The following is an 18,236-nucleotide window of genomic DNA, read 5'->3' on the forward strand; positions in this document are numbered from 1 at the left end:
AATTTGAGGAGGAAATAGCGTGGCAAAAAAGTCAATGATCGCTAAACAAAGACGGCCTCAAAAATTTAAAGTGAGAGAATATACTCGCTGTGAACGCTGTGGTCGTCCACATAGTGTAATGCGTAAGTTTAAGTTGTGTCGTATTTGCTTCCGCGAACTTGCTTACAAAGGGCAAATTCCTGGAGTGAAGAAGGCTAGTTGGTAAAACCTAGTTAGGGAAGGAGGTTTTTCGTTATGGCGATGACAGATCCAATTGCAGATATGCTAACTCGTATTCGAAATGCAAATATTGTTCGTCATGAAATCGTTGAAGTACCAGCATCCAAAATCAAAAGAGATATTGCCGAAATTTTAAAACGTGAAGGATTTATCCGTGATGCTGAATTTGTTGAAGATAATAAACAAGGGATCATCCGTTTATTTTTAAAGTACGGTTCAAATAATGAGCGTGTAATTACTGGATTAAAACGTATTAGTAAACCAGGTTTGCGTGTTTACGCAAAGAGTAACGAAATTCCTAAAGTGCTTGGTGGATTAGGAATAGCGATTCTTTCAACACCACAAGGCGTCTTAACTGATAAAGAAGCCCGCAAAGCCCAAGTTGGTGGAGAAGTTTTAGCGTACATCTGGTAATCAACTCAAATCCGATTGGGGGTGTAACAATGTCTCGTATTGGTAAAAAACCGATTGAAATTCCATCAGGTGTAGAAATTACAAATGATAAAAACATTTTGACTGTTAAAGGGCCAAAAGGAACTTTAACAAAATCATTTCATAAAGATATCAAGATTGTTATTCAAGATAATCAACTAACTGTTGAACGCCCATCTGATAACAAACTACACCGTGCCTTACATGGTACTACTCGTAGTATTATCAATAACATGGTTGAGGGTGTAACCAAAGGATATGAAAAGACTTTAGAATTAGTTGGTGTAGGTTACCGTGCAGCAAAGTCTGGTAATAAGGTAACATTGAATGTAGGTTATTCACATCCTGTTGAAGTATTCCCTGAAGAAGGAATTGATTTAGAAGTTCCTGCACAAAACAAAGTGGTTGTAAAAGGAATCGATAAAGAGCGTGTTGGTGAGATGGCTGCAAAGATCCGCTCAATCCGTGAACCTGAACCTTATAAAGGAAAAGGGATTAAATACGAAAATGAACGTATTCGTCGTAAAGTTGGTAAGACAGGTAAGTAATTTCTTGTATAAACGACTTAGCAATAGAACTTTCGTTCAAACGAAGGGAGTGAATTGAAGTTGATTAACAAACAAGATAAAAATAAAATACGTAAAAGAAGACACTTACGCATTCGCAAGAATATTGTTGGAACAGCAGAGCGTCCTCGTTTAAACGTATTTCGCTCATCTAAAAACATTTATGCTCAATTGATTGATGATGTAACTGGAACAACTCTAGTTTCTGCATCCACTTTAGATAAAGAACTTAGCGGTGAAATTAAAAACGGCGGAAATATTGAAGCTGCTAAATTAGTTGGTGAACTAGTAGCTAAACGTGCTGTTGAAAAAGGTTATGTTTCAGTAGTATTTGATCGTGGTGGTTATCTATATCATGGAAGAATTAAAGCTTTAGCTGAATCTGCGCGTGAGGCAGGGCTTCAGTTTTAATCGGATACGAAGGAGGGAAAAAGATGCGAATTGACCCAAATACCCTTGATCTACAAGAGAAAGTGGTTCACATCAATCGAGTAGCTAAAGTTGTTAAAGGTGGACGCCGCTTTAGCTTTAGTGCATTGGTTGTCGTTGGTGATAAAAATGGTTGGGTAGGTGCTGGTATTGGTAAAGCTAGTGAAGTGCCAGATGCTATCCGCAAAGGAATTGAAGATGCAAAGAAAAACCTAATTCATATACCATTAACTAGCAAAACAATTCCACATCCTATTACAGGAATTTTCGGTGCAGGTAAAGTGTTATTAAAACCTGCTTCTGAAGGTACTGGAGTAATTGCTGGTGGACCTGTTCGTGCAGTACTTGAGTTAGCAGGAATTGAAGACATCTTAAGTAAATCTTTAGGTTCTTCAAATTCAATCAATATGGTTCATGCCACAATTGATGGTTTGAAACGTTTAAAACGCGTTGAAGAGGTTGCTAAATTACGTGGTAAATCGATCGAAGAACTGTTAGGATAAGGAGGGATTATGATGGAGAAAAAATTACAAATCACCCTCAAACGTAGCGTTATAGGTCGTCCTGAATCACAAAGAGTAGTCGTTCGTACTTTGGGATTACGTAAAGTTAACCAAACAGTTATTCATAATGATAATCCTGCGATTCGTGGGATGGTTAACAAAGTAAAGCATTTACTTGATGTAGTTGAAGTAGAAGCGTAATAACATGCTTTAAGATAGAGGAGGTGCTACCATGAAGTTACATGAACTTAAACCAGTGAAAGGTGCGCGTCATACACGCAAACGTGTAGGACGTGGAACTAGTTCTGGAACGGGTAAAACGGCTGGACGTGGTCATAAAGGTCAAAATGCACGTTCCGGTGGTGGTGTACGCCCTGGTTTTGAAGGTGGTCAAAACCCATTATACCGTCGTTTACCAAAGCGAGGATTTAATAATCCAACTCGCAAAGAATACTCTATAATCAATTTAGATCTTCTTAATAACTTTGAAGACGGTACTGTAGTTACTCCAGAGTTATTGACTGAAAAAGGGTATGTAAAACAAGTAAAAGATGGCATTAAGGTTCTTGGCAACGGAGAATTGACTGTAAAACTAACAGTAAAAGCAAATAAGTTTTCAGAAACTGCTGTTAAGAAAATTGCTGCTGCAGGCGGTACAACTGAGGTGATCTAATGTTTAATACGATCTCCAACATATTTAGGGTAAACGACTTGCGTAAGAAGATCATTTTTACTCTTCTTATGCTAGTCGTGTTCCGTATTGGAAGTTTTATTCCAGTACCAAATATCAATGCTGATGCGTTAACTGCTTTAACTGAAAGAGATATTTTTGGTTTCTTAAATACTTTTTCTGGTGGAGCATTACGTAATTTTTCTATTTTTGCAATGGGTATCATGCCTTATATTACAGCGTCAATCATTGTCCAACTATTAACTATGGATGTTGTACCTAAATTTGTTGAGTGGGCAAAAGAAGGAGAAACAGGACGTAGAAAATTAGCTCAAGTTACCCGTTATGGCACGATTGTACTAGGGTTGATCCAATCTATTGGATTATCGATTGGTTTTAACAATATTTATCCAGGTTTAGTCATCGATCCAAGTTTCACAACTTATGCTCTTATTGCCATTACGCTAACCGCAGGAACTGCTTTCTTAATGTGGCTTGGTGAGCAAATCACAGAAAATGGTATTGGCAACGGGATTTCCATTATCATTTTTGCAGGTATCATTGCGGGGATTCCTGATGGAATCTATGCCATTTATGATACCCAATTTAAAGGGGCTACAGATCAGTTATTCCTTAATATTATTAAGTTACTATTGATCTTGTTAGTCATTCTTCTCATTGTTGTTGGCGTTATTTATGTTCAACAAGGAATTAGAAAGATTCCAGTTCATTATGCAAAACGTGTTGTAGGTAGAAAAATGTACGGTGGCCAATCCAGCCACATTCCTTTTAAAGTTAACTCAGCTGGAGTTATTCCGGTCATCTTTGCGCTTTCTCTACTCATGTTTCCATCAACGATCGCAAGTTTTTGGCCAAACAATGGTATAGCTCAGTGGTTTATCAAACACTTTAACTATGCTGATCCATTTGGAATGTTTCTTTATGTGATATTGATTATTGGATTTACCTATTTCTATACATTCGTACAAATCAATCCAATACAAATGGCAGAGAATATGAAGAAGAATGGTGGTTATATTCCAGGGATTAGACCAGGAAAGGCAACTTCCACCTATATTTCTAAAGTGTTAAACCGAATCACTTTAGCTGGATCTATTTTTTTAGCAGCTGTTGCTATCTTACCAGTCATCTTTACTGCTGCAACAACTTTACCTCAATCTGTAAGGATTGGTGGAACTTCATTACTCATCGTTATTGGTGTAGCGCTTGATACAATGAAGCAAATTGAAACACAACTGATCAAGCGTCATTATGATGGCTTTATTAAAAAGTAAAAATAGGCCATTTTGATGGAGGGATGTTTTTTGAATATCGTGCTCATGGGTCTTCCGGGGGCAGGTAAGGGAACTCAAGCTGAAAAAATCGTTGCTGAATTTCTAATCCCACATATTTCTACTGGAGATATGTTTAGAAGCGCAATAAAAGAAGGAACTAAAATGGGATTAGAAGCAAAGTCTTATATGGATCAAGGATTGCTTGTACCCGATGAAGTCGTAATTGGTATTGTGAAAGATCGTCTAAGTAAAGAAGACACAAACTCAGGTTTTTTACTAGACGGTTTTCCGCGTACAGTAGCTCAAGCTGAAGCGCTAGATAAAATGCTTGGCGAAATGAATAAAGAGATCGAACATGTAATCAATATAGATGTAGACAAGAATCTATTATTAAATCGTCTAACTGGTCGTAGAATTTGTCGTGAATGTGGTGCTACTTATCATATTATTTATAACCCTCCTAAAATTGAGGGAAGATGTGATAAATGTGGCGGAGAACTTTATCAGCGTGATGATGATAAAGAAGAAACAGTCGCAACAAGACTTGAGGTAAATATCAAGCAAACTGAACCATTATTGAATTACTATCAGAATAAGCAAGTCTTACGAACAATAGAGGGTAATCAAGAGATCGATGAGGTATTTCATTCAATTGAAAAAATACTGAGAGGTCAGGCGTAATGATTATACGTAAATCCGATTTTGAGATTGACCTGATGCGAATTGCTGGACGAATTGTTGCAGAGACTCATCAAGTTTTAAAAGAGGCAATTCGCCCTGGAATTACAACAAAAGAACTTGACCATATTGCAGAAGAATTCATTCGCAGTAAAGGAGCCATTCCTTCTTTCTTAGGTTATGGAGGATTTCCAGCAAGTATATGTACTTCTGTAAATGATGAATTGGTTCATGGTATTCCAAGTGATCGTGTATTAAAAGAAGGAGATATCATTAGTATTGATATCGGGGCAGAATACAAGGGATATCATGGTGATTCTGCTTGGACTTATCCTGTTGGGAAGATCTCTGACGAAGCAGATCGATTATTGAAAGTTACAGAAGAATCATTATATAAAGGACTGGAAAAGGCTACTCCAGCCTATAGATTATCTGATATATCGCACGCTATTCAAGAACATGTAGAGGCTTTTGGTTACTCTATTGTTAGGGAATATGTTGGTCATGGAGTTGGACAGAATCTACACGAAGATCCACAAGTTCCTAATTATGGCCCACCCAATCGAGGTCCTATACTAAAGCCAGGGATGGCATTAGCGATTGAGCCGATGGTAAATATGGGAAAGCGATATGTTAAAACATTAGCTGATCGCTGGACTGTAGTTACTGAAGATCATTCATTATGTGCTCATTTTGAGCACACGATTATCATTACAGAGTCTGGTCATGAAATTTTGACGAAATGATGGGTGAAGTGATGATAAAAGAACAGCCTTTATTAAATATAGGTGAAATCGTTGAGATTTTAACAGGACGCGAAAAAGGGAAATACGGGGTTATTATTGGGAAAGAAAACGATCGGTATATATTCATTGCAGATGGTGATAAACGTAAGTTTGACCAACCAAAAAGGAAAAACATTCGCCATATACGAGCAACTGGGTATATTTCTAAAGAAATAGTAGATTCTCTAGATAAAAACGGCAAAGTGACAAATGCAAAATTACGATATGTCTTGCAGGATTATCTTTCAAACCGCTTGCCTTTGGATGAAGAGAAAGGAGAATGAAAATGGCTAAAGATGATGTGATTGAAGTTGAGGGTACAGTGATTGAACCTCTTCCTAATGCAATGTTTCGAGTCCAATTAGAAAATGGTCACAAAATTTTGGCTCACGTTTCAGGGAAAATTAGAATGCATTTTATTAGGATCTTACCTGGTGATAAAGTTACTGTAGAATTATCACCTTATGATTTGACACGTGGTCGGATTACGTATCGTTATAAGTAGGTATTTGTTTGCACATAAGGAGGTTATAAACATGAAGGTTAGACCATCCGTCAAACCAATCTGTGAAAAGTGCAAAGTTATTCGTCGTAAAGGCACAGTCATGGTCATTTGTGAAAACCCAAAACACAAACAAAAACAAGGTTAATTCAAGGAGGTGTGTTAAATGGCACGTATTGCAGGTGTAGACTTACCTCGTGATAAACGAGTAGAAGTTGCATTAACCTATATTTATGGTATTGGTATTCAAACATCCAAAAAACTTTTAACTGAAACAAGAATCAATCCAGATACTAGAGTACGTGATTTAACAGAAGATGAAGTAGCAAAATTACGTGAAATTATCGACAAAAACGTTAAGGTTGAGGGAGATCTGCGACGTGAGGTGGCTCTTAATATTAAGCGCCTAATTGAAATTGGTTCATATCGAGGCATTCGTCATCGTCGTGGATTACCTGTCCGTGGTCAAAAATCTAAAACCAATGCACGTACACGTAAAGGTCCACGTCGTACCGTAGCGAACAAGAAGAAGTAAGGAGGGATGACGAAATGGCTACAAGAAAAACCACAACTCGTACAAAAAGGCGCGATCGTAAAAATATTGAGTCAGGAGTAGCACATATTAAGTCTACTTTTAACAACACCATTGTTACCATCACTGATACACATGGTAATGCAATTTCTTGGAGTAGTGCAGGTGCACTTGGGTTTAAAGGTTCAAGAAAAAGTACCCCTTTTGCTGCACAAATGGCTGCTGAAGCAGCTGCCAAAACAGCAATGGAGCATGGCATGAAAACTGTTGAAGTATTAGTTAAAGGTCCTGGTGCTGGACGTGAGGCAGCTATTCGCTCCTTACAAGCAGCTGGACTAGAGGTTAATATGATTAAAGATGTCACGCCGATACCTCATAACGGTTGCCGTCCACCAAAACGTCGTCGTGTCTAGTGATATTTTTACCAATAGATGTATAGATTGCCTGAACATGTGAATAATAGAATGGTAAGATAGGGTAAGTATGTACTCTCTCAACTAGATCTACTTATTTTAGAACATGGTTAGGTTAATAAACGGTACCACCGATTGTTCTTTTTTGGTACCTTACCCTCGAATATCGTGGTTGCCATTGAAATGGACGTTTTGAAGGAGGGTTTAGATAAATGATCGAAATCGAAAAGCCTAGAATTGAAGTCGTAGAAATTAATTCAGAATCTACTTACGGGAAAATTGTAGTAGAGCCTTTAGAACGAGGATATGGTACAACACTTGGTAATTCTCTAAGACGAATTCTTCTTTCTTCTTTGCCAGGTGCTGCTGTAACCTCTATTCAAATCGATGGTGTTCTTCATGAATTTTCTACAATTCCTGGTGTCGTTGAAGATACATCAGAGATTATATTAAACCTTAAGAAGCTTTCCTTAAAGATTCACTCTGATGAAGAGAAAGTTCTTGAAATTGATGTTGATGGTGGTGGGGATATCACTGCTGCTGATATTCGTGCAGATAGTGATGTTGAGATTCTAAACCCTGATCTTCATATTGCTACGGTCGATGAAAATTCAAGATTTCATATGAGAATTCATGCGAACCGTGGTCGTGGTTATGTTCCAGCGGACAGGAATAAAAGGGAAGATCAACCGATTGGAGTTATTCCAGTCGATTCCATTTATACTCCGATTACAAGGGTTAATTATACAGTAGATAACACTCGTGTAGGTCAGGTTACAAACTATGATAAGTTAACTTTAGAAGTATGGACTGATGGCAGTATTCATCCTGAAGAGGCTGTTAGTTTAGGAGCAAAGATCTTAACAGAACATCTCAATTTATTCGTTGGCTTAACTGAAGAAGCAAAAGAAGCGGAAATTATGGTGGAAAAAGAAGAAGACCAAAAAGAAAAGGTTCTTGAGATGACCATTGAAGAATTGGATCTTTCTGTTCGTTCCTATAACTGCTTGAAACGTGCTGGTATCAATACCGTGCAGGAATTAACTACGAAAACAGAAGAAGATATGATGAAGGTCCGTAATCTTGGGCGCAAATCACTGGAAGAAGTTCAACAAAAGTTGCTTGAACTTGGACTTGAACTTAAAAAAGAAGAGTAGAATTTGTGAACTGAATAAAGGAGGGACAAGGGATGGCATACGCAAAACTTGGTCGTAATTCAGCAGCACGTAAGGCACTGTTCCGTGATCTCGTGACTGATTTAATTATTAATGAACGTATTGAAACCACTGAATCAAAGGCGAAGGAAGTTCGTTCAATTGCTGAAAAATTGATTACTCTTGCAAAACGTGGCGATTTACATGCAAGACGTCAAGTTGCAGAATATGTTCGAAAAGAAGTAGCTGATCGTGAAAGTGGTCAGGATGCAGTTCAAAAACTATTTAGTGAAATTGCTCCTCGATTTGCTGAACGTCAAGGGGGATATACACGTATTTTAAAGATTGGGCCTCGCCGCGGGGACGCAGCACCTATGGTATATTTAGAATTAGTAGAATAATGATGAAAGAAAAGGGTGAGGGCAGAATCATTTGATTCTGATTCAATGCCCTTTTTTCTTTATGATTTTAGAAAGTTTTTTTACTTTGGAGGCAGAAAACATGCAACCAATCATCCAACTTAGGAATCTTTCCTTTCAGTATAAGAATGCAGAAAGGGTATTAAACAATTTAACTACAAATCTTTTTGAGGGACAGTTTATCACGATATTAGGCCCAAATGGTTCTGGAAAGTCTACATTAGCTAAATGTCTAAATGGAATATTACATCCTACAGATGGCGTAGTGATCGTAGACCAAATCGATACAAAAAATGAGGATTTGATTTGGCATATTAGGCAACATGTTGGGGTTGTCTTTCAAAACCCTGATAATCAAATTGTCGCAAGTACGGTCGAAGAAGATGTTGCTTTTGGGTTAGAAAATCAGGGGATCGAATCAAGTGCAATGGCCAAAAGGGTTGAAGATGCTTTACAGAAGGTGAATCTAGAAGAATATAAACACACAGAACCTCACCATCTTTCTGGAGGCCAAAAACAAAAAGTAGCGATTGCTGGCATCATTGCGATGAAACCTAAAGTGATTATCTTTGATGAAGCGACATCCATGCTTGATCCAATAGGAAGAGCCGAAGTCCTCAAAGTGGCAAAACAATTAAATGAGGAAGAAGGAATTACCATTCTTCATATTACTCATTTTGTTCAAGAAGCCTTATTGGCTGATCGGATTCTCATCATGGATCGAGGATATATAATTGCAGATGGATCCCCTAAAGAGATTTTGTCTAAAAAAGATCTTTTGGAAGAAACAGGGTTAGATGTACCGATTGCCGTTGATTTAGCTCATAGACTTAAAGAAAAAGGATATTCATTTCATACCGATCTTGTGAGAGAAGAGGAGTTTATTGAGGCATTATGGACATTACGTTAAAAGATGTTTCTGTCACTTATATGAAAAATACTCCTTTTGAGAAAATTGCTTTACAAGAAGTAAATCTAACGATAAAGAGCGGATCGATCATTGGTGTTATCGGACATACTGGATCAGGTAAGTCGACACTGATTCAACTGATAAGTGGACTCATCCTTCCCACAAATGGAACAATCAAAGTAGGAGATTTAGCGTGGTCATCCAAAAGGAAAAATCTATCACTAATTAGGAATAAGATTGGGGTGGTTTTTCAATACCCTGAACATCAATTATTTGAAGAAAGCGTTGAAAAGGATATTTCTTTTGCACTCCGAAATTTTGACTTTCCAGAGGAGCTTATAGCAATACGTGTAAAAGAAGCAATGAAACAAGTAGGACTAGACTATGAACAATTTGCAAAACGTTCCCCTTTTGAACTAAGTGGGGGACAAATGAGAAGAGTTGCAATCGCAGGAGTCATTGCCTTTCAACCTAAAATATTAATCTTAGATGAGCCAACTGCTGGTTTAGATCCAAAAGGGCGAAAAGAAATTCTCAACATGATTAAAGAATTACATCAGTCCAGAGAAATGACAACAATCTTGGTTTCACATAGTATGGATGATATTGCAAATATGGTTGAACGTCTTATTGTGTTGAATCAAGGAAAGATCATATTAGAGGGAACCCCTAAGGAAATTTTTAAGGAAGAAGAACGTTTACAGCAAATAGGCCTAGATATTCCTGATATCACGAAATTTATTCAACGATTAAACCAGAAAATAAATCCGCCTATCCCCCTTGATTGTTTTTCTAGGGAAGAATTAGAAGAATATTTAATCGATTGGCTATTGAAGGGGAAAAAAGTATGAGTCTATCTCAATACATGATTATCGGACAATTCATACCGAATCAATCATTTTTACATCGACTTGATCCAAGATCAAAGCTTATTTTTACGTTTTTATTTATTATCCTTGTTTTTCTTGCCAAGGATCTAACAAGCTATTTCGTTCTCATCTTAACTATTTTATCAGGAGTTATTCTTTCACGTATTCCTTTCTCTTATTATTTTAAAGGATTACTCCCTATCTTTTGGATGATTATATTAACGATTATTCTCCATCTATCCATGACAAAAGGGGGTAACCTTTTATTTCAGTGGCACTGGTTAACCATTTATGAAGAGGGGGTAAAACAAGCGATTTATATTTCGATAAGATTGCTTCTTCTTGTCTTAACTGCGACTATTTTAACCTTAACCACATCTCCGATAGATTTAACTATGGGACTTGAAAGGTTGATGTATCCTTTCACTTTTTTAAAGGTACCTGTACATGAATTGGCTTTAATGATGTCTATATCACTTCGCTTTATTCCAACTTTACTTGATGAAACAGACAAAATTATAAAAGCCCAAACAGCCAGAGGCGCAAATTTTGAATCTGGTCCAATTCATAAACGAGTAAGAAATATGGTGGCAATCATCATTCCATTATTTATCAGTGCATTTAAACGTGCAGATGAATTAGCAATTGCTATGGAGGCCAGAGGCTATCGAGGTGGAAAAGGTAGAACAAGGTTAAGAGTGTCTGTATTTACATGGAGGGATCTTTTACTTATGTTCATTTTCCTTTTCCTATTTATTTTAATGATAACAGTTTGAGGGGTTTTTAGATGGAAGAAATAAAGAATATTAAACTAGAAGTTAGTTATGATGGGACAGCTTTCCATGGGTTTCAAGTCCAACCAAATCAACGAACGATACAAGGAGAATTAGAAGATGCATTGCAAAGACTGACTAACCAACCAGTTAAGATTATTGGATCGGGAAGAACAGATGCAGGAGTACATGCAAAAAAACAAGTTTGTAATTTTAAGATTAACCACTCGATGCCCTTATCTAAATGGCCTGTTGCACTAAATGCTCTTTTGCCAGAAGATATTGTTGTCAATTCTGCTAGTGAGGTCCCATTAGAATTTCATTCTCGGTTTGACGTAAGACAAAAGACATACAGATATTCTATCTATCATCATACATACGTAAACATATTTCGCCGGCATTATACCTGGCATTATCCATACCCACTGGATGTGGAAAAAATGAAAGCAGTAAGCAAAGTATTTATAGGGGAACATGATTTTACTGCTTTTTCTTCAGCAAAAACCACTGTCGAAAATAAAGTAAGGAAAATTTATGCCGCAGATCTTTGGAAGAAGGAAAATGAAATCTATTTTCAGATTACAGGTAATGGTTTTTTGTATAATATGGTTCGAATCGTGGTGGGAACATTGGTTGAGGTCGGCAGAAATAAAATGGATCCAGAAGAAGTAATGGAACTTTTCGAAAAAAAGAATCGATCATTAGCAGGTTTAACAGCGCCAGCAAAGGGACTTACACTTTGGGATGTCCAATATTAGACAACAGAACCTCGCGTATAAAATCCTTGACTCTTATGATTGAGTATAGTATTATATTCTTTGGTATTTTAAAACCCACTAGCCCCGGGTCTTAAAATAAAATCAGAACAACTATGAATTTGTATAATGGATAAAGATGATTTGTAATAGATTAGGAGGGAAAACGATGCGTACCACATACATGGCAAAACCTAACGAAGTTGAACGTAAATGGTACATTATCGACGCTGAAGGTAAAACACTTGGTCGCTTAGCTACTGAAGCTGCAACAATCCTTCGCGGTAAACATAAACCACAATTTACTCCACACGTAGATACGGGAGATTTTGTAATCATTATTAATGCTGGTAAAGTTGAATTAACCGGTAAGAAGATGCAAAGCAAAAAATACTACCGTCATTCAGGTTATCCAGGTGGTTTAAAAGTAACAGTTGCTGCTGATATGGTTAAGAATAAACCAGAACAAATGATTGAACTTGCGGTAAAAGGTATGTTACCAAAAGGTTCATTAGGTCGTAAACAAGGTATGAAATTAAAAGTTTATGCTGGATCAGAACATCCACATCAAGCACAACAACCAGAAGTTTGGGAAATTAGAGGCTAATAAGGAGGTTTAGCTTGTGGCACAAGTTCAATACTATGGTACAGGTCGTCGTAAGCATTCTGTAGCCCGTGTACGTTTGGTACCTGGGGACGGTCAAATCATTATCAATAAACGCAATTTAGATGATTATTTTGGCTTAGAAACATTAAAATTAATTGTAAAACAACCATTGGTTGCAACAGATACAACCAATGCCTATGATGTTTTAGTAAATGTTCGAGGTGGCGGATTTACTGGTCAAGCGGGAGCGATTCGTCATGGAATCGCTAGGGCATTATTAAAAGTAGATTCTCAGTATCGCCCTACATTAAAGAAGGCAGGATTTTTAACTCGTGATCCACGTATGAAAGAGCGTAAAAAATACGGTCTCAAAGCTGCTCGTCGTGCACCACAATTCTCTAAACGTTAATTTTTTTCGATTTCAAAAGCACTCATTTTTTTGGGTGCTTTTCTTTTTTGTCATAAACCCCTAACTCGTCCCATACATTATGAAAGGGAAGAAAGATAGCAAGGGGGAAAATCGATGTTGAAAATGAAAATCGTAAGCTTTATTTTAGCACTTGTTTTGCTAATTACAATCATGTTGTATGATGTGCCTATAAATGATTCATGGTCTGTATGGTCCCTTCCGTTATCAGGTAAAATCCTTATTTTAGATGCTGGACATGGTGGCCCTGATGGAGGTGCAGTCAGTAAAGATGGTATCGTTGAAAAGGATATCACCCTGAAAATCACAAAATATCTACAGGATTATTTAAATGAGGCTGGAGCATTAGTGATCATGACAAGAGAATCAGATGTTGATTTGGCAGATGAACATACAAGAGGAATCGCTAATCGAAAACTTGAGGATCTACAAAATAGAGTGAGATTAACGAATGATAGTGATGCAGACTTTTTTATTAGTATTCATTTAAATAGTATTCCTTCAGAAAAATGGCATGGGGCACAAACCTTTTATTATCCAATTCGAAGTGAAAATGAACAAATGTCTAGGTTAATCCAAGAGCAATTAAGGATCAACCTAAAAAATACAGATCGTGTTGCCCTACCCCGTAACGATATTATGGTATTAAAATATGCGAATATTCCGTCTACCATGGTAGAGGTTGGATTCTTATCAAATCCTACAGAAGCAGCTTTATTAAATCAAACAGAATACCAGCAGAAAATCGCTTTCGCTATTTATCAGGGAATATTAAGATACTATTCAGGTGATGACGTTCCTGCAGAATAAAAATCACTCACTACGAGGGGAATATTTTATGCTATAATAAAGTTTGTACTATGAAAAACTGTAAAAGTAAAGCGGGGTGCCAACATGATTACAAAGGAACAAATCCTTGAGGCCTTAAAAGGCGTTGAAGATCCAGAGATCCATCGAAGTGTTGTTGAACTTGATATGGTGCGCAACATCGAAATAAATGAGGATCATGTTCGGTTAGAGATTGTATTAACCATACAAGGATGTCCATTAAAGGCAACAATTGGACAAGATGTCGAAAAAGCATTAAAGGCAATCGGTGCAAAAGAAGTAGATTTGACATTCGGCTCAATGACTGATGAGGAAAGAGCTGCTCTAGCAGAAAAATTACATGGAAATAAGAATACGGTTTCATTAAATCCGCAAAAAGGTTCACCATTATTAGCTCCTGATTCTAAGACGAAATTTATCGCAGTCACGAGTGGTAAAGGTGGGGTAGGGAAATCAACTGTTTCCGTTAATTTAGCAGTTGCTTTGGCAAGAACCGGAAAGAAAGTTGGATTAATTGATGCTGATATCTATGGCTTTAGCGTGCCTGACATGATGGGGATTGAATTTAGACCTACTGTAATTGATAACGTGATTTTGCCAGTAGAACGTTTTGGAGTTAGGGTCATGTCGATGGGATTTTTCGTTGAGGACAATACACCTGTTATTTGGCGTGGGCCTATGCTTGGTAAAATGTTGAAGAACTTTTTCGAAGAAGTCCATTGGGGAGAGTTAGATTATCTTGTCTTAGACTTGCCACCAGGTACAGGTGATATGGCATTAGATGTGCATAGTACCATTCCCCAAAGTAAAGAAATTATTGTAACTACACCTCATGCTACAGCAGCATTTGTGGCAGCTAGAGCAGGCACAATGGCTTTAAAAACAAATCATGAAATTATTGGTGTAGTAGAAAACATGTCTTATTTTGAATGTGAATCAGGCAAAAGGGAATATATCTTTGGAAAAGATGGCGGAAGGAAACTTGCCGAAGAATTAAATACCGAATTGATTGCACAAATCCCAATTGGGGCACCTGACCGTGAAGACGAGGAAGAATTTGCTCCATCTGTCTATCCTCAGGGAAGTGTTACTGGAGAAATCTATCAACAATTGGCTCAAAAAATAATTGAAAAAGCGTAATATTGTATTCGCTATGTAGAGGCCTTCTACCCAAACGTTTAGTTAGAAGGCCTTTTATATTTTATTCACTTACTGGGATTGTTCTTCACCAGTTTTTCCTGTATCTTCTTTTTTCTTACCCTTCTCTTTTTCAGGTTTTAAAGCTTCCTCATTTGCTTTTTCCATCAATTTAAGCAAATCATCTTGGAACATAGGACTTTCTAAAGAATCTTTGATAACAAGCATCATTTGCCGACGATATGCATTTGATTTCATTACATCCATTATCATTTTTTCAAATTCAGGGTCTTTCATTGTTTCAATAACCATTTTCCGATAATCAGGGTCTTTCATTAAATCCTTTAAAATTTTCTCATTTTCCTTTTTAAGTGTCTTTCCTAATTCAGAGGCGAATTTGGGATCTTCATACATCTTTTTCAATTTTGCTTTATTCTCAGGGGATAAAACTTCATTTTGGATAATTTTCTGAACATCATTAGTGTTTAAGGTCATTTTCTTTTTCGTTTCTTGGTCATTAAGAGCCTCTGCAACAGCTTTTTTGCCATCCTCTGTTTGCAGAATATCCACTACCATTTGTTTTAATTCTTTATAATTGGGCATTGAGGAAGACTCAGATTTTCGAAAAGCATTACAACCGCTTAATAAGATTAAAGTTATGAGTAAAAAGGTAAAATAGGTGTAAATTTTATAATATCTATGAGTGACCAAAACCCACCCCTCCTAATCGTATCCTTACCTAATAATATGCCTTAAAAGCTAAAATTTTATGAAAAAAAAATATTGTAGAAAGAGGTTGGTGAAAAAAGAAATGGACAAAGAAAATGAGAAAAATTTATCACAAGTTGAAGATGATTTTCTTCTAGAAACCATGCATCAAATCGAAAAAAGAACAGGAATCGAAAGAATAATAGCAAACGATAATAAAGTGTTTTTTGATAAAGAAAAGGCTAATTTATTAGGCCAAAACCTAGGAAATATACTATATACATATAGGTTCGACGAGTTGAAGCATTCCTCAATTATGAAAAAAATAAAAGAAAATCTGAAGGATCATAGGGTTCAACTAGTGGTCTTACATGCAGAACTTAATCCTACATTCATAGTAGAAATGATGAAAGAGGTTAAAGAGCGAGGATTAGAAATGTCTGTAGTTAGCGACCAAGAATTTAAAGGAGACATTGGTTTGGTGTTAGCAAAGAAAGCCCAAAGTGATGATTCGTTTTGAAGCATATTCTCATACTGCGTGGCTCACGAAGAAAAAAGAAGGTTATATTTTACCATTAAAAAAGACGAAAGCTAGACCTACGTGTCTAGCTTTAACCCTATTCAACTTCAGTTGAATTAATTTTTGCATTAGAAATAAGTTCAGAAACAGTTACAAACGTATAACCTTGCTTTTTTAAATTTTCAATAATGATGGGTAAAGCTTCAATAGATTGCTTTGCTGAATCACTAGCATGCATTAAAATGATATCTCCGGGATGCACTCTTTCTGTTACTCTTTTGACAATTTCGTTTACGCCCGGTTTCATCCAATCTCTTGAATCTGTATCCCATTGAACTACAGTATAGCCTAAACGATCGGCAATTCTTAAAACTCGCTTATCAAAATCTCCATTTGGTGTACGAATTAAAGTTGGTTTTTGCCCAGTAAGGTTTTCTAAAATCGATTCTGCTTTTAGAATTTGACTTTCAATCTCTTGATCAGTCAACTCACTATAATTTACATGTTTGTGGCCATGACTTCCAATCTCATAACCGCTATCAGCTATTCTTTTTACAATGTCTTGATGTTTTTCGCTCCATGGTGAGGATAAAAAGAAGGTGACTTTACCTTTTAGTCCTTGTTGGTCTAAGATATTTAAGATAGGAACAGGAACTTCTTCACCCCAACTAATATCAAAGGTTAAAGCAACTTGTTTATTTTTTGTATTTACACTATAAAGTGCTTTTGGGTCGTCACTGTTGGTAAAGACAGTAATGCTTTCCTTTTCAGTATATACAATCCCTATGGTAAAAAGGAATGCGGTAAGAACAACTAAAAATTGTTTAACCTTTTTTCCGCTTAAAACCCATATAATTTTCATTTTTTTTCACCTCCAATGATAGGTTGTTTCATATACATATATATGCATGTGAGACAAGGATATGCTTAACCTTTAAATGAAGAAAAAATGGAATAAATATGATATGATAAAAATTAGAAGGTAGAGGGAGTGTTCCAAATGTTTAAATTATTTTGGGCTGCAATAATTGAGAATAAGAAAAACATAAAATTGGCTAGTCTTATATTTTTCATGAGTTTGTTGGTTGGATATTTTTTTATTGATCAGAATAATGCTTACATACAAACTCTTATTAAACAATTGCAGAATATTGTTGGAGAAATCAAAGAAAAGGATAGTGTATTTTATATGATTTACACTATTTTTGTTAATAATATGAGACTTGCATTCTTGATGATTTCCCTAGGTATTTTATTTGGAATCTATCCAATGTTTCTCTTATTTATGAATGGTTTATTTATTGGATATATCTTAAAAAGTTTACTGGAAGCCGGTCAAACGATTCGTTTTGCAATATTGGGGATTTTACCACATGGAATCCTGGAATTACCAGCTATTATCATTGCAGCAGCATTTGGAATGAAGTTAGGTTTTGCTTTTTTTCATGCAAGTGTTGAGGTGTTTAAAAGGCAGGAAAGAAAGTATAACTTCTTGTATCTTTGGCACACAATAAAACAAATCTTTTATATCCTAATAGGGCTAGTTGCCATTTTGTTTGTAGCAGCAATCATCGAGAGTACTTTAACAGGATACTTGTTGACAAACCTATCTAATCTTAATTAAATTTATTGTTATGAGGTGATAAAAATATGAAAATGAATGTTGCTTGGAAAGGGAATATGGCTTTTGAGGGCACTGGACAATCAGGGCACTCCGTCTTATTAGATGCTGCTCCTCAAGTAGGAGGAGAAAACAAAGGGCCAAGACCGATGGAAACCGTACTTATTGGTTTAGGTGGATGTACAGGAATGGATGTTGTTTCTATTCTTAAGAAAATGCGCCAAGATATTGAGACCTTTGATATGGAAATTGATGCTGAAAGAGCAGAAGAACATCCAAAAAGATTTACAAAAATACACATCAATTACAAATTAACAGGTCCAAACCTTGTAGAAGAGAAAGTTAGAAAAGCCGTTAAGCTTACACAAGAAACTTATTGTTCAGTATCCAAATCTTTAAATGCTCAAATTACTGCTAGCTTTGAAATAAATGGCGAGAAATACGATCTATAGACAAAACCATAAAAAAATACCCTATTTTTAGG

Annotated in this window: 30 protein-coding genes; 28 read left to right on the top strand and 2 right to left on the bottom strand. The window is 36.4% G+C overall.

The features are described from left to right. Positions 1–19 precede the first annotated feature (19 nt). From U473_RS13360 to U473_RS13480, 25 genes are all read left to right on the top strand, one after another. Positions 20–205 (top strand): type Z 30S ribosomal protein S14, encoded by a 186-nt coding sequence (locus U473_RS13360; protein WP_068727232.1) that lies wholly within the window; start codon positions 20–22, stop codon positions 203–205. Positions 206–234: 29 nt separating this feature from the next. Next, a complete protein-coding gene (gene rpsH, locus U473_RS13365) occupies positions 235–633 on the top strand; it encodes a 30S ribosomal protein S8 (protein ID WP_068727234.1) in 399 nt (132 codons plus the stop codon). A gap of 29 nt (positions 634–662) precedes the next feature. Further along, complete coding sequence (gene rplF / locus U473_RS13370) at positions 663–1,199, top strand: 50S ribosomal protein L6 (RefSeq protein WP_068727236.1); 537 nt, start codon at positions 663–665, stop codon at positions 1,197–1,199. Positions 1,200–1,259: 60 nt separating this feature from the next. After that, positions 1,260–1,628, top strand: coding sequence for a 50S ribosomal protein L18 (rplR, locus tag U473_RS13375; protein WP_082732548.1), 369 nt, complete (start codon positions 1,260–1,262; stop codon positions 1,626–1,628). 23 nt (positions 1,629–1,651) lie between these two features. Then, positions 1,652–2,149 carry a 30S ribosomal protein S5 gene (gene rpsE / locus U473_RS13380; protein WP_068727245.1) on the top strand — a complete coding sequence of 166 codons (498 nt, stop codon included), beginning with the start codon at positions 1,652–1,654 and terminating at the stop codon, positions 2,147–2,149. A 12-nt stretch (positions 2,150–2,161) separates the two neighbouring features. Next, positions 2,162–2,350 carry a 50S ribosomal protein L30 gene (rpmD, locus tag U473_RS13385; protein ID WP_068727248.1) on the top strand — a complete coding sequence of 63 codons (189 nt, stop codon included), beginning with the start codon at positions 2,162–2,164 and terminating at the stop codon, positions 2,348–2,350. A 31-nt stretch (positions 2,351–2,381) separates the two neighbouring features. Then, entirely contained in the window at positions 2,382–2,822 is a 441-nt protein-coding gene (gene rplO / locus U473_RS13390) for a 50S ribosomal protein L15 (RefSeq protein ID WP_068727250.1), read from the top strand. Next, entirely contained in the window at positions 2,822–4,114 is a 1,293-nt protein-coding gene (secY, locus tag U473_RS13395; protein WP_068727253.1) for a preprotein translocase subunit SecY, read from the top strand. Before rplO ends, secY begins: the two co-directional genes overlap by 1 nt. A 30-nt stretch (positions 4,115–4,144) precedes the next feature. Beyond that, complete coding sequence (locus U473_RS13400) at positions 4,145–4,795, top strand: adenylate kinase (protein ID WP_068727256.1); 651 nt, start codon at positions 4,145–4,147, stop codon at positions 4,793–4,795. Next, entirely contained in the window at positions 4,795–5,538 is a 744-nt protein-coding gene (map, locus tag U473_RS13405) for a type I methionyl aminopeptidase (RefSeq protein WP_068727257.1), read from the top strand. Before U473_RS13400 ends, map begins: the two co-directional genes overlap by 1 nt. A gap of 11 nt (positions 5,539–5,549) precedes the next feature. Then, positions 5,550–5,861 (top strand): KOW domain-containing RNA-binding protein, encoded by a 312-nt coding sequence (locus U473_RS13410; protein ID WP_068727714.1) that lies wholly within the window; start codon positions 5,550–5,552, stop codon positions 5,859–5,861. Positions 5,862–5,863: 2 nt separating this feature from the next. Further along, entirely contained in the window at positions 5,864–6,082 is a 219-nt protein-coding gene (gene infA, locus U473_RS13415; RefSeq protein WP_068727259.1) for a translation initiation factor IF-1, read from the top strand. Positions 6,083–6,113: 31 nt separating this feature from the next. Next, the gene (gene rpmJ, locus U473_RS13420) at positions 6,114–6,227 is read left to right on the top strand and encodes a 50S ribosomal protein L36 (RefSeq protein WP_003322638.1); all 114 of its coding nucleotides are present in this window, start codon (positions 6,114–6,116) and stop codon (positions 6,225–6,227) included. Between the two features lie 18 nt (positions 6,228–6,245). Next, positions 6,246–6,614, top strand: a complete 369-nt coding sequence (rpsM, locus tag U473_RS13425) for a 30S ribosomal protein S13 (protein WP_068727262.1) — start codon at positions 6,246–6,248, stop codon at positions 6,612–6,614. Positions 6,615–6,628: 14 nt separating this feature from the next. Beyond that, positions 6,629–7,024 carry a 30S ribosomal protein S11 gene (rpsK, locus tag U473_RS13430; protein WP_068727264.1) on the top strand — a complete coding sequence of 132 codons (396 nt, stop codon included), beginning with the start codon at positions 6,629–6,631 and terminating at the stop codon, positions 7,022–7,024. Between the two features lie 212 nt (positions 7,025–7,236). After that, complete coding sequence (locus tag U473_RS13435) at positions 7,237–8,181, top strand: DNA-directed RNA polymerase subunit alpha (RefSeq protein WP_068727267.1); 945 nt, start codon at positions 7,237–7,239, stop codon at positions 8,179–8,181. A gap of 32 nt (positions 8,182–8,213) precedes the next feature. Beyond that, positions 8,214–8,579, top strand: coding sequence for a 50S ribosomal protein L17 (rplQ, locus tag U473_RS13440; RefSeq protein ID WP_068727271.1), 366 nt, complete (start codon positions 8,214–8,216; stop codon positions 8,577–8,579). A gap of 100 nt (positions 8,580–8,679) precedes the next feature. After that, positions 8,680–9,507 (top strand): energy-coupling factor transporter ATPase, encoded by an 828-nt coding sequence (locus U473_RS13445; RefSeq protein ID WP_068727272.1) that lies wholly within the window; start codon positions 8,680–8,682, stop codon positions 9,505–9,507. Beyond that, complete coding sequence (locus tag U473_RS13450) at positions 9,492–10,358, top strand: energy-coupling factor transporter ATPase (RefSeq protein ID WP_068727275.1); 867 nt, start codon at positions 9,492–9,494, stop codon at positions 10,356–10,358. The genes U473_RS13445 and U473_RS13450 overlap by 16 nt, the downstream gene beginning before the upstream one ends. Continuing rightward, positions 10,355–11,152: an energy-coupling factor transporter transmembrane component T family protein gene (locus U473_RS13455; protein ID WP_068727277.1), complete on the top strand. Its 798-nt coding sequence runs from the start codon at positions 10,355–10,357 to the stop codon at positions 11,150–11,152. Before U473_RS13450 ends, U473_RS13455 begins: the two co-directional genes overlap by 4 nt. A gap of 20 nt (positions 11,153–11,172) precedes the next feature. Next, a complete protein-coding gene (gene truA / locus U473_RS13460) occupies positions 11,173–11,907 on the top strand; it encodes a tRNA pseudouridine(38-40) synthase TruA (protein ID WP_068727716.1) in 735 nt (244 codons plus the stop codon). A 166-nt stretch (positions 11,908–12,073) separates the two neighbouring features. Next, positions 12,074–12,511: a 50S ribosomal protein L13 gene (rplM, locus tag U473_RS13465; protein WP_068727279.1), complete on the top strand. Its 438-nt coding sequence runs from the start codon at positions 12,074–12,076 to the stop codon at positions 12,509–12,511. Positions 12,512–12,527: 16 nt separating this feature from the next. Beyond that, on the top strand, positions 12,528–12,920 hold the full coding sequence (gene rpsI / locus U473_RS13470; protein WP_068727281.1) for a 30S ribosomal protein S9: 393 nt from the start codon (positions 12,528–12,530) through the stop codon (positions 12,918–12,920). A gap of 114 nt (positions 12,921–13,034) precedes the next feature. Continuing rightward, positions 13,035–13,748, top strand: a complete 714-nt coding sequence (cwlD, locus tag U473_RS13475; RefSeq protein WP_068727284.1) for an N-acetylmuramoyl-L-alanine amidase CwlD — start codon at positions 13,035–13,037, stop codon at positions 13,746–13,748. A gap of 84 nt (positions 13,749–13,832) precedes the next feature. Next, entirely contained in the window at positions 13,833–14,906 is a 1,074-nt protein-coding gene (locus U473_RS13480; RefSeq protein ID WP_068727286.1) for an Mrp/NBP35 family ATP-binding protein, read from the top strand. Between the two features lie 69 nt (positions 14,907–14,975). Here the strand turns inward: U473_RS13480 and gerD are convergent, their stop codons facing one another. Further along, positions 14,976–15,614, bottom strand: coding sequence for a spore germination lipoprotein GerD (gerD, locus tag U473_RS13485; protein ID WP_082732549.1), 639 nt, complete (start codon positions 15,612–15,614; stop codon positions 14,976–14,978). Between the two features lie 100 nt (positions 15,615–15,714). Between gerD and U473_RS13490 the strand changes: the two genes are divergently transcribed. After that, positions 15,715–16,131: a DUF1694 domain-containing protein gene (locus U473_RS13490; protein ID WP_069799537.1), complete on the top strand. Its 417-nt coding sequence runs from the start codon at positions 15,715–15,717 to the stop codon at positions 16,129–16,131. 97 nt (positions 16,132–16,228) lie between these two features. Here U473_RS13490 and pdaB read toward each other — a convergent pair whose 3' ends face one another. Further along, a complete protein-coding gene (gene pdaB / locus U473_RS13495) occupies positions 16,229–16,993 on the bottom strand; it encodes a polysaccharide deacetylase family sporulation protein PdaB (protein ID WP_068727290.1) in 765 nt (254 codons plus the stop codon). A 138-nt stretch (positions 16,994–17,131) separates the two neighbouring features. Here pdaB and U473_RS13500 point away from each other — a divergent pair, with 138 nt between their 5' ends. Continuing rightward, positions 17,132–17,755 (top strand): stage II sporulation protein M, encoded by a 624-nt coding sequence (locus U473_RS13500; protein ID WP_068727293.1) that lies wholly within the window; start codon positions 17,132–17,134, stop codon positions 17,753–17,755. A gap of 26 nt (positions 17,756–17,781) precedes the next feature. Then, entirely contained in the window at positions 17,782–18,204 is a 423-nt protein-coding gene (locus tag U473_RS13505; protein ID WP_068727295.1) for an OsmC family protein, read from the top strand. Positions 18,205–18,236 lie beyond the last annotated feature (32 nt).

It is taken from the genome of Tepidibacillus decaturensis, assembly GCF_001561915.1.
GTDB classification, from domain to species: domain Bacteria; phylum Bacillota; class Bacilli; order Tepidibacillales; family Tepidibacillaceae; genus Tepidibacillus_B; species Tepidibacillus_B infernus.

Bases quoted from the DNA above. Each gene is read 5' to 3' on its own strand.
- U473_RS13410 (WP_068727714.1), top strand. From the start codon at position 5,550: ATGATAAAAGAACAGCCTTTATTAAATATAGGTGAAATCGTTGAGATT.
- infA (WP_068727259.1), top strand. From the start codon at position 5,864: ATGGCTAAAGATGATGTGATTGAAGTTGAGGGTACAGTGATTGAACCT.
- secY (WP_068727253.1), top strand. From the start codon at position 2,822: ATGTTTAATACGATCTCCAACATATTTAGGGTAAACGACTTGCGTAAG.
- U473_RS13455 (WP_068727277.1), top strand. From the start codon at position 10,355: ATGAGTCTATCTCAATACATGATTATCGGACAATTCATACCGAATCAA.
- rpmD (WP_068727248.1), top strand. From the start codon at position 2,162: ATGGAGAAAAAATTACAAATCACCCTCAAACGTAGCGTTATAGGTCGT.
- rpsK (WP_068727264.1), top strand. From the start codon at position 6,629: ATGGCTACAAGAAAAACCACAACTCGTACAAAAAGGCGCGATCGTAAA.
- cwlD (WP_068727284.1), top strand. From the start codon at position 13,035: ATGTTGAAAATGAAAATCGTAAGCTTTATTTTAGCACTTGTTTTGCTA.
- rplM (WP_068727279.1), top strand. From the start codon at position 12,074: ATGCGTACCACATACATGGCAAAACCTAACGAAGTTGAACGTAAATGG.
- U473_RS13500 (WP_068727293.1), top strand. From the start codon at position 17,132: ATGTTTAAATTATTTTGGGCTGCAATAATTGAGAATAAGAAAAACATA.
- U473_RS13445 (WP_068727272.1), top strand. From the start codon at position 8,680: ATGCAACCAATCATCCAACTTAGGAATCTTTCCTTTCAGTATAAGAAT.
- rplQ (WP_068727271.1), top strand. From the start codon at position 8,214: ATGGCATACGCAAAACTTGGTCGTAATTCAGCAGCACGTAAGGCACTG.
- rpsE (WP_068727245.1), top strand. From the start codon at position 1,652: ATGCGAATTGACCCAAATACCCTTGATCTACAAGAGAAAGTGGTTCAC.
- U473_RS13480 (WP_068727286.1), top strand. From the start codon at position 13,833: ATGATTACAAAGGAACAAATCCTTGAGGCCTTAAAAGGCGTTGAAGAT.
- rplO (WP_068727250.1), top strand. From the start codon at position 2,382: ATGAAGTTACATGAACTTAAACCAGTGAAAGGTGCGCGTCATACACGC.
- U473_RS13435 (WP_068727267.1), top strand. From the start codon at position 7,237: ATGATCGAAATCGAAAAGCCTAGAATTGAAGTCGTAGAAATTAATTCA.
- rpsH (WP_068727234.1), top strand. From the start codon at position 235: ATGGCGATGACAGATCCAATTGCAGATATGCTAACTCGTATTCGAAAT.
- U473_RS13450 (WP_068727275.1), top strand. From the start codon at position 9,492: ATGGACATTACGTTAAAAGATGTTTCTGTCACTTATATGAAAAATACT.
- pdaB (WP_068727290.1), bottom strand. From the start codon at position 16,993: ATGAAAATTATATGGGTTTTAAGCGGAAAAAAGGTTAAACAATTTTTA.
- U473_RS13505 (WP_068727295.1), top strand. From the start codon at position 17,782: ATGAAAATGAATGTTGCTTGGAAAGGGAATATGGCTTTTGAGGGCACT.
- rpsM (WP_068727262.1), top strand. From the start codon at position 6,246: ATGGCACGTATTGCAGGTGTAGACTTACCTCGTGATAAACGAGTAGAA.
- U473_RS13490 (WP_069799537.1), top strand. From the start codon at position 15,715: ATGGACAAAGAAAATGAGAAAAATTTATCACAAGTTGAAGATGATTTT.
- rpmJ (WP_003322638.1), top strand. From the start codon at position 6,114: ATGAAGGTTAGACCATCCGTCAAACCAATCTGTGAAAAGTGCAAAGTT.
- rplF (WP_068727236.1), top strand. From the start codon at position 663: ATGTCTCGTATTGGTAAAAAACCGATTGAAATTCCATCAGGTGTAGAA.
- map (WP_068727257.1), top strand. From the start codon at position 4,795: ATGATTATACGTAAATCCGATTTTGAGATTGACCTGATGCGAATTGCT.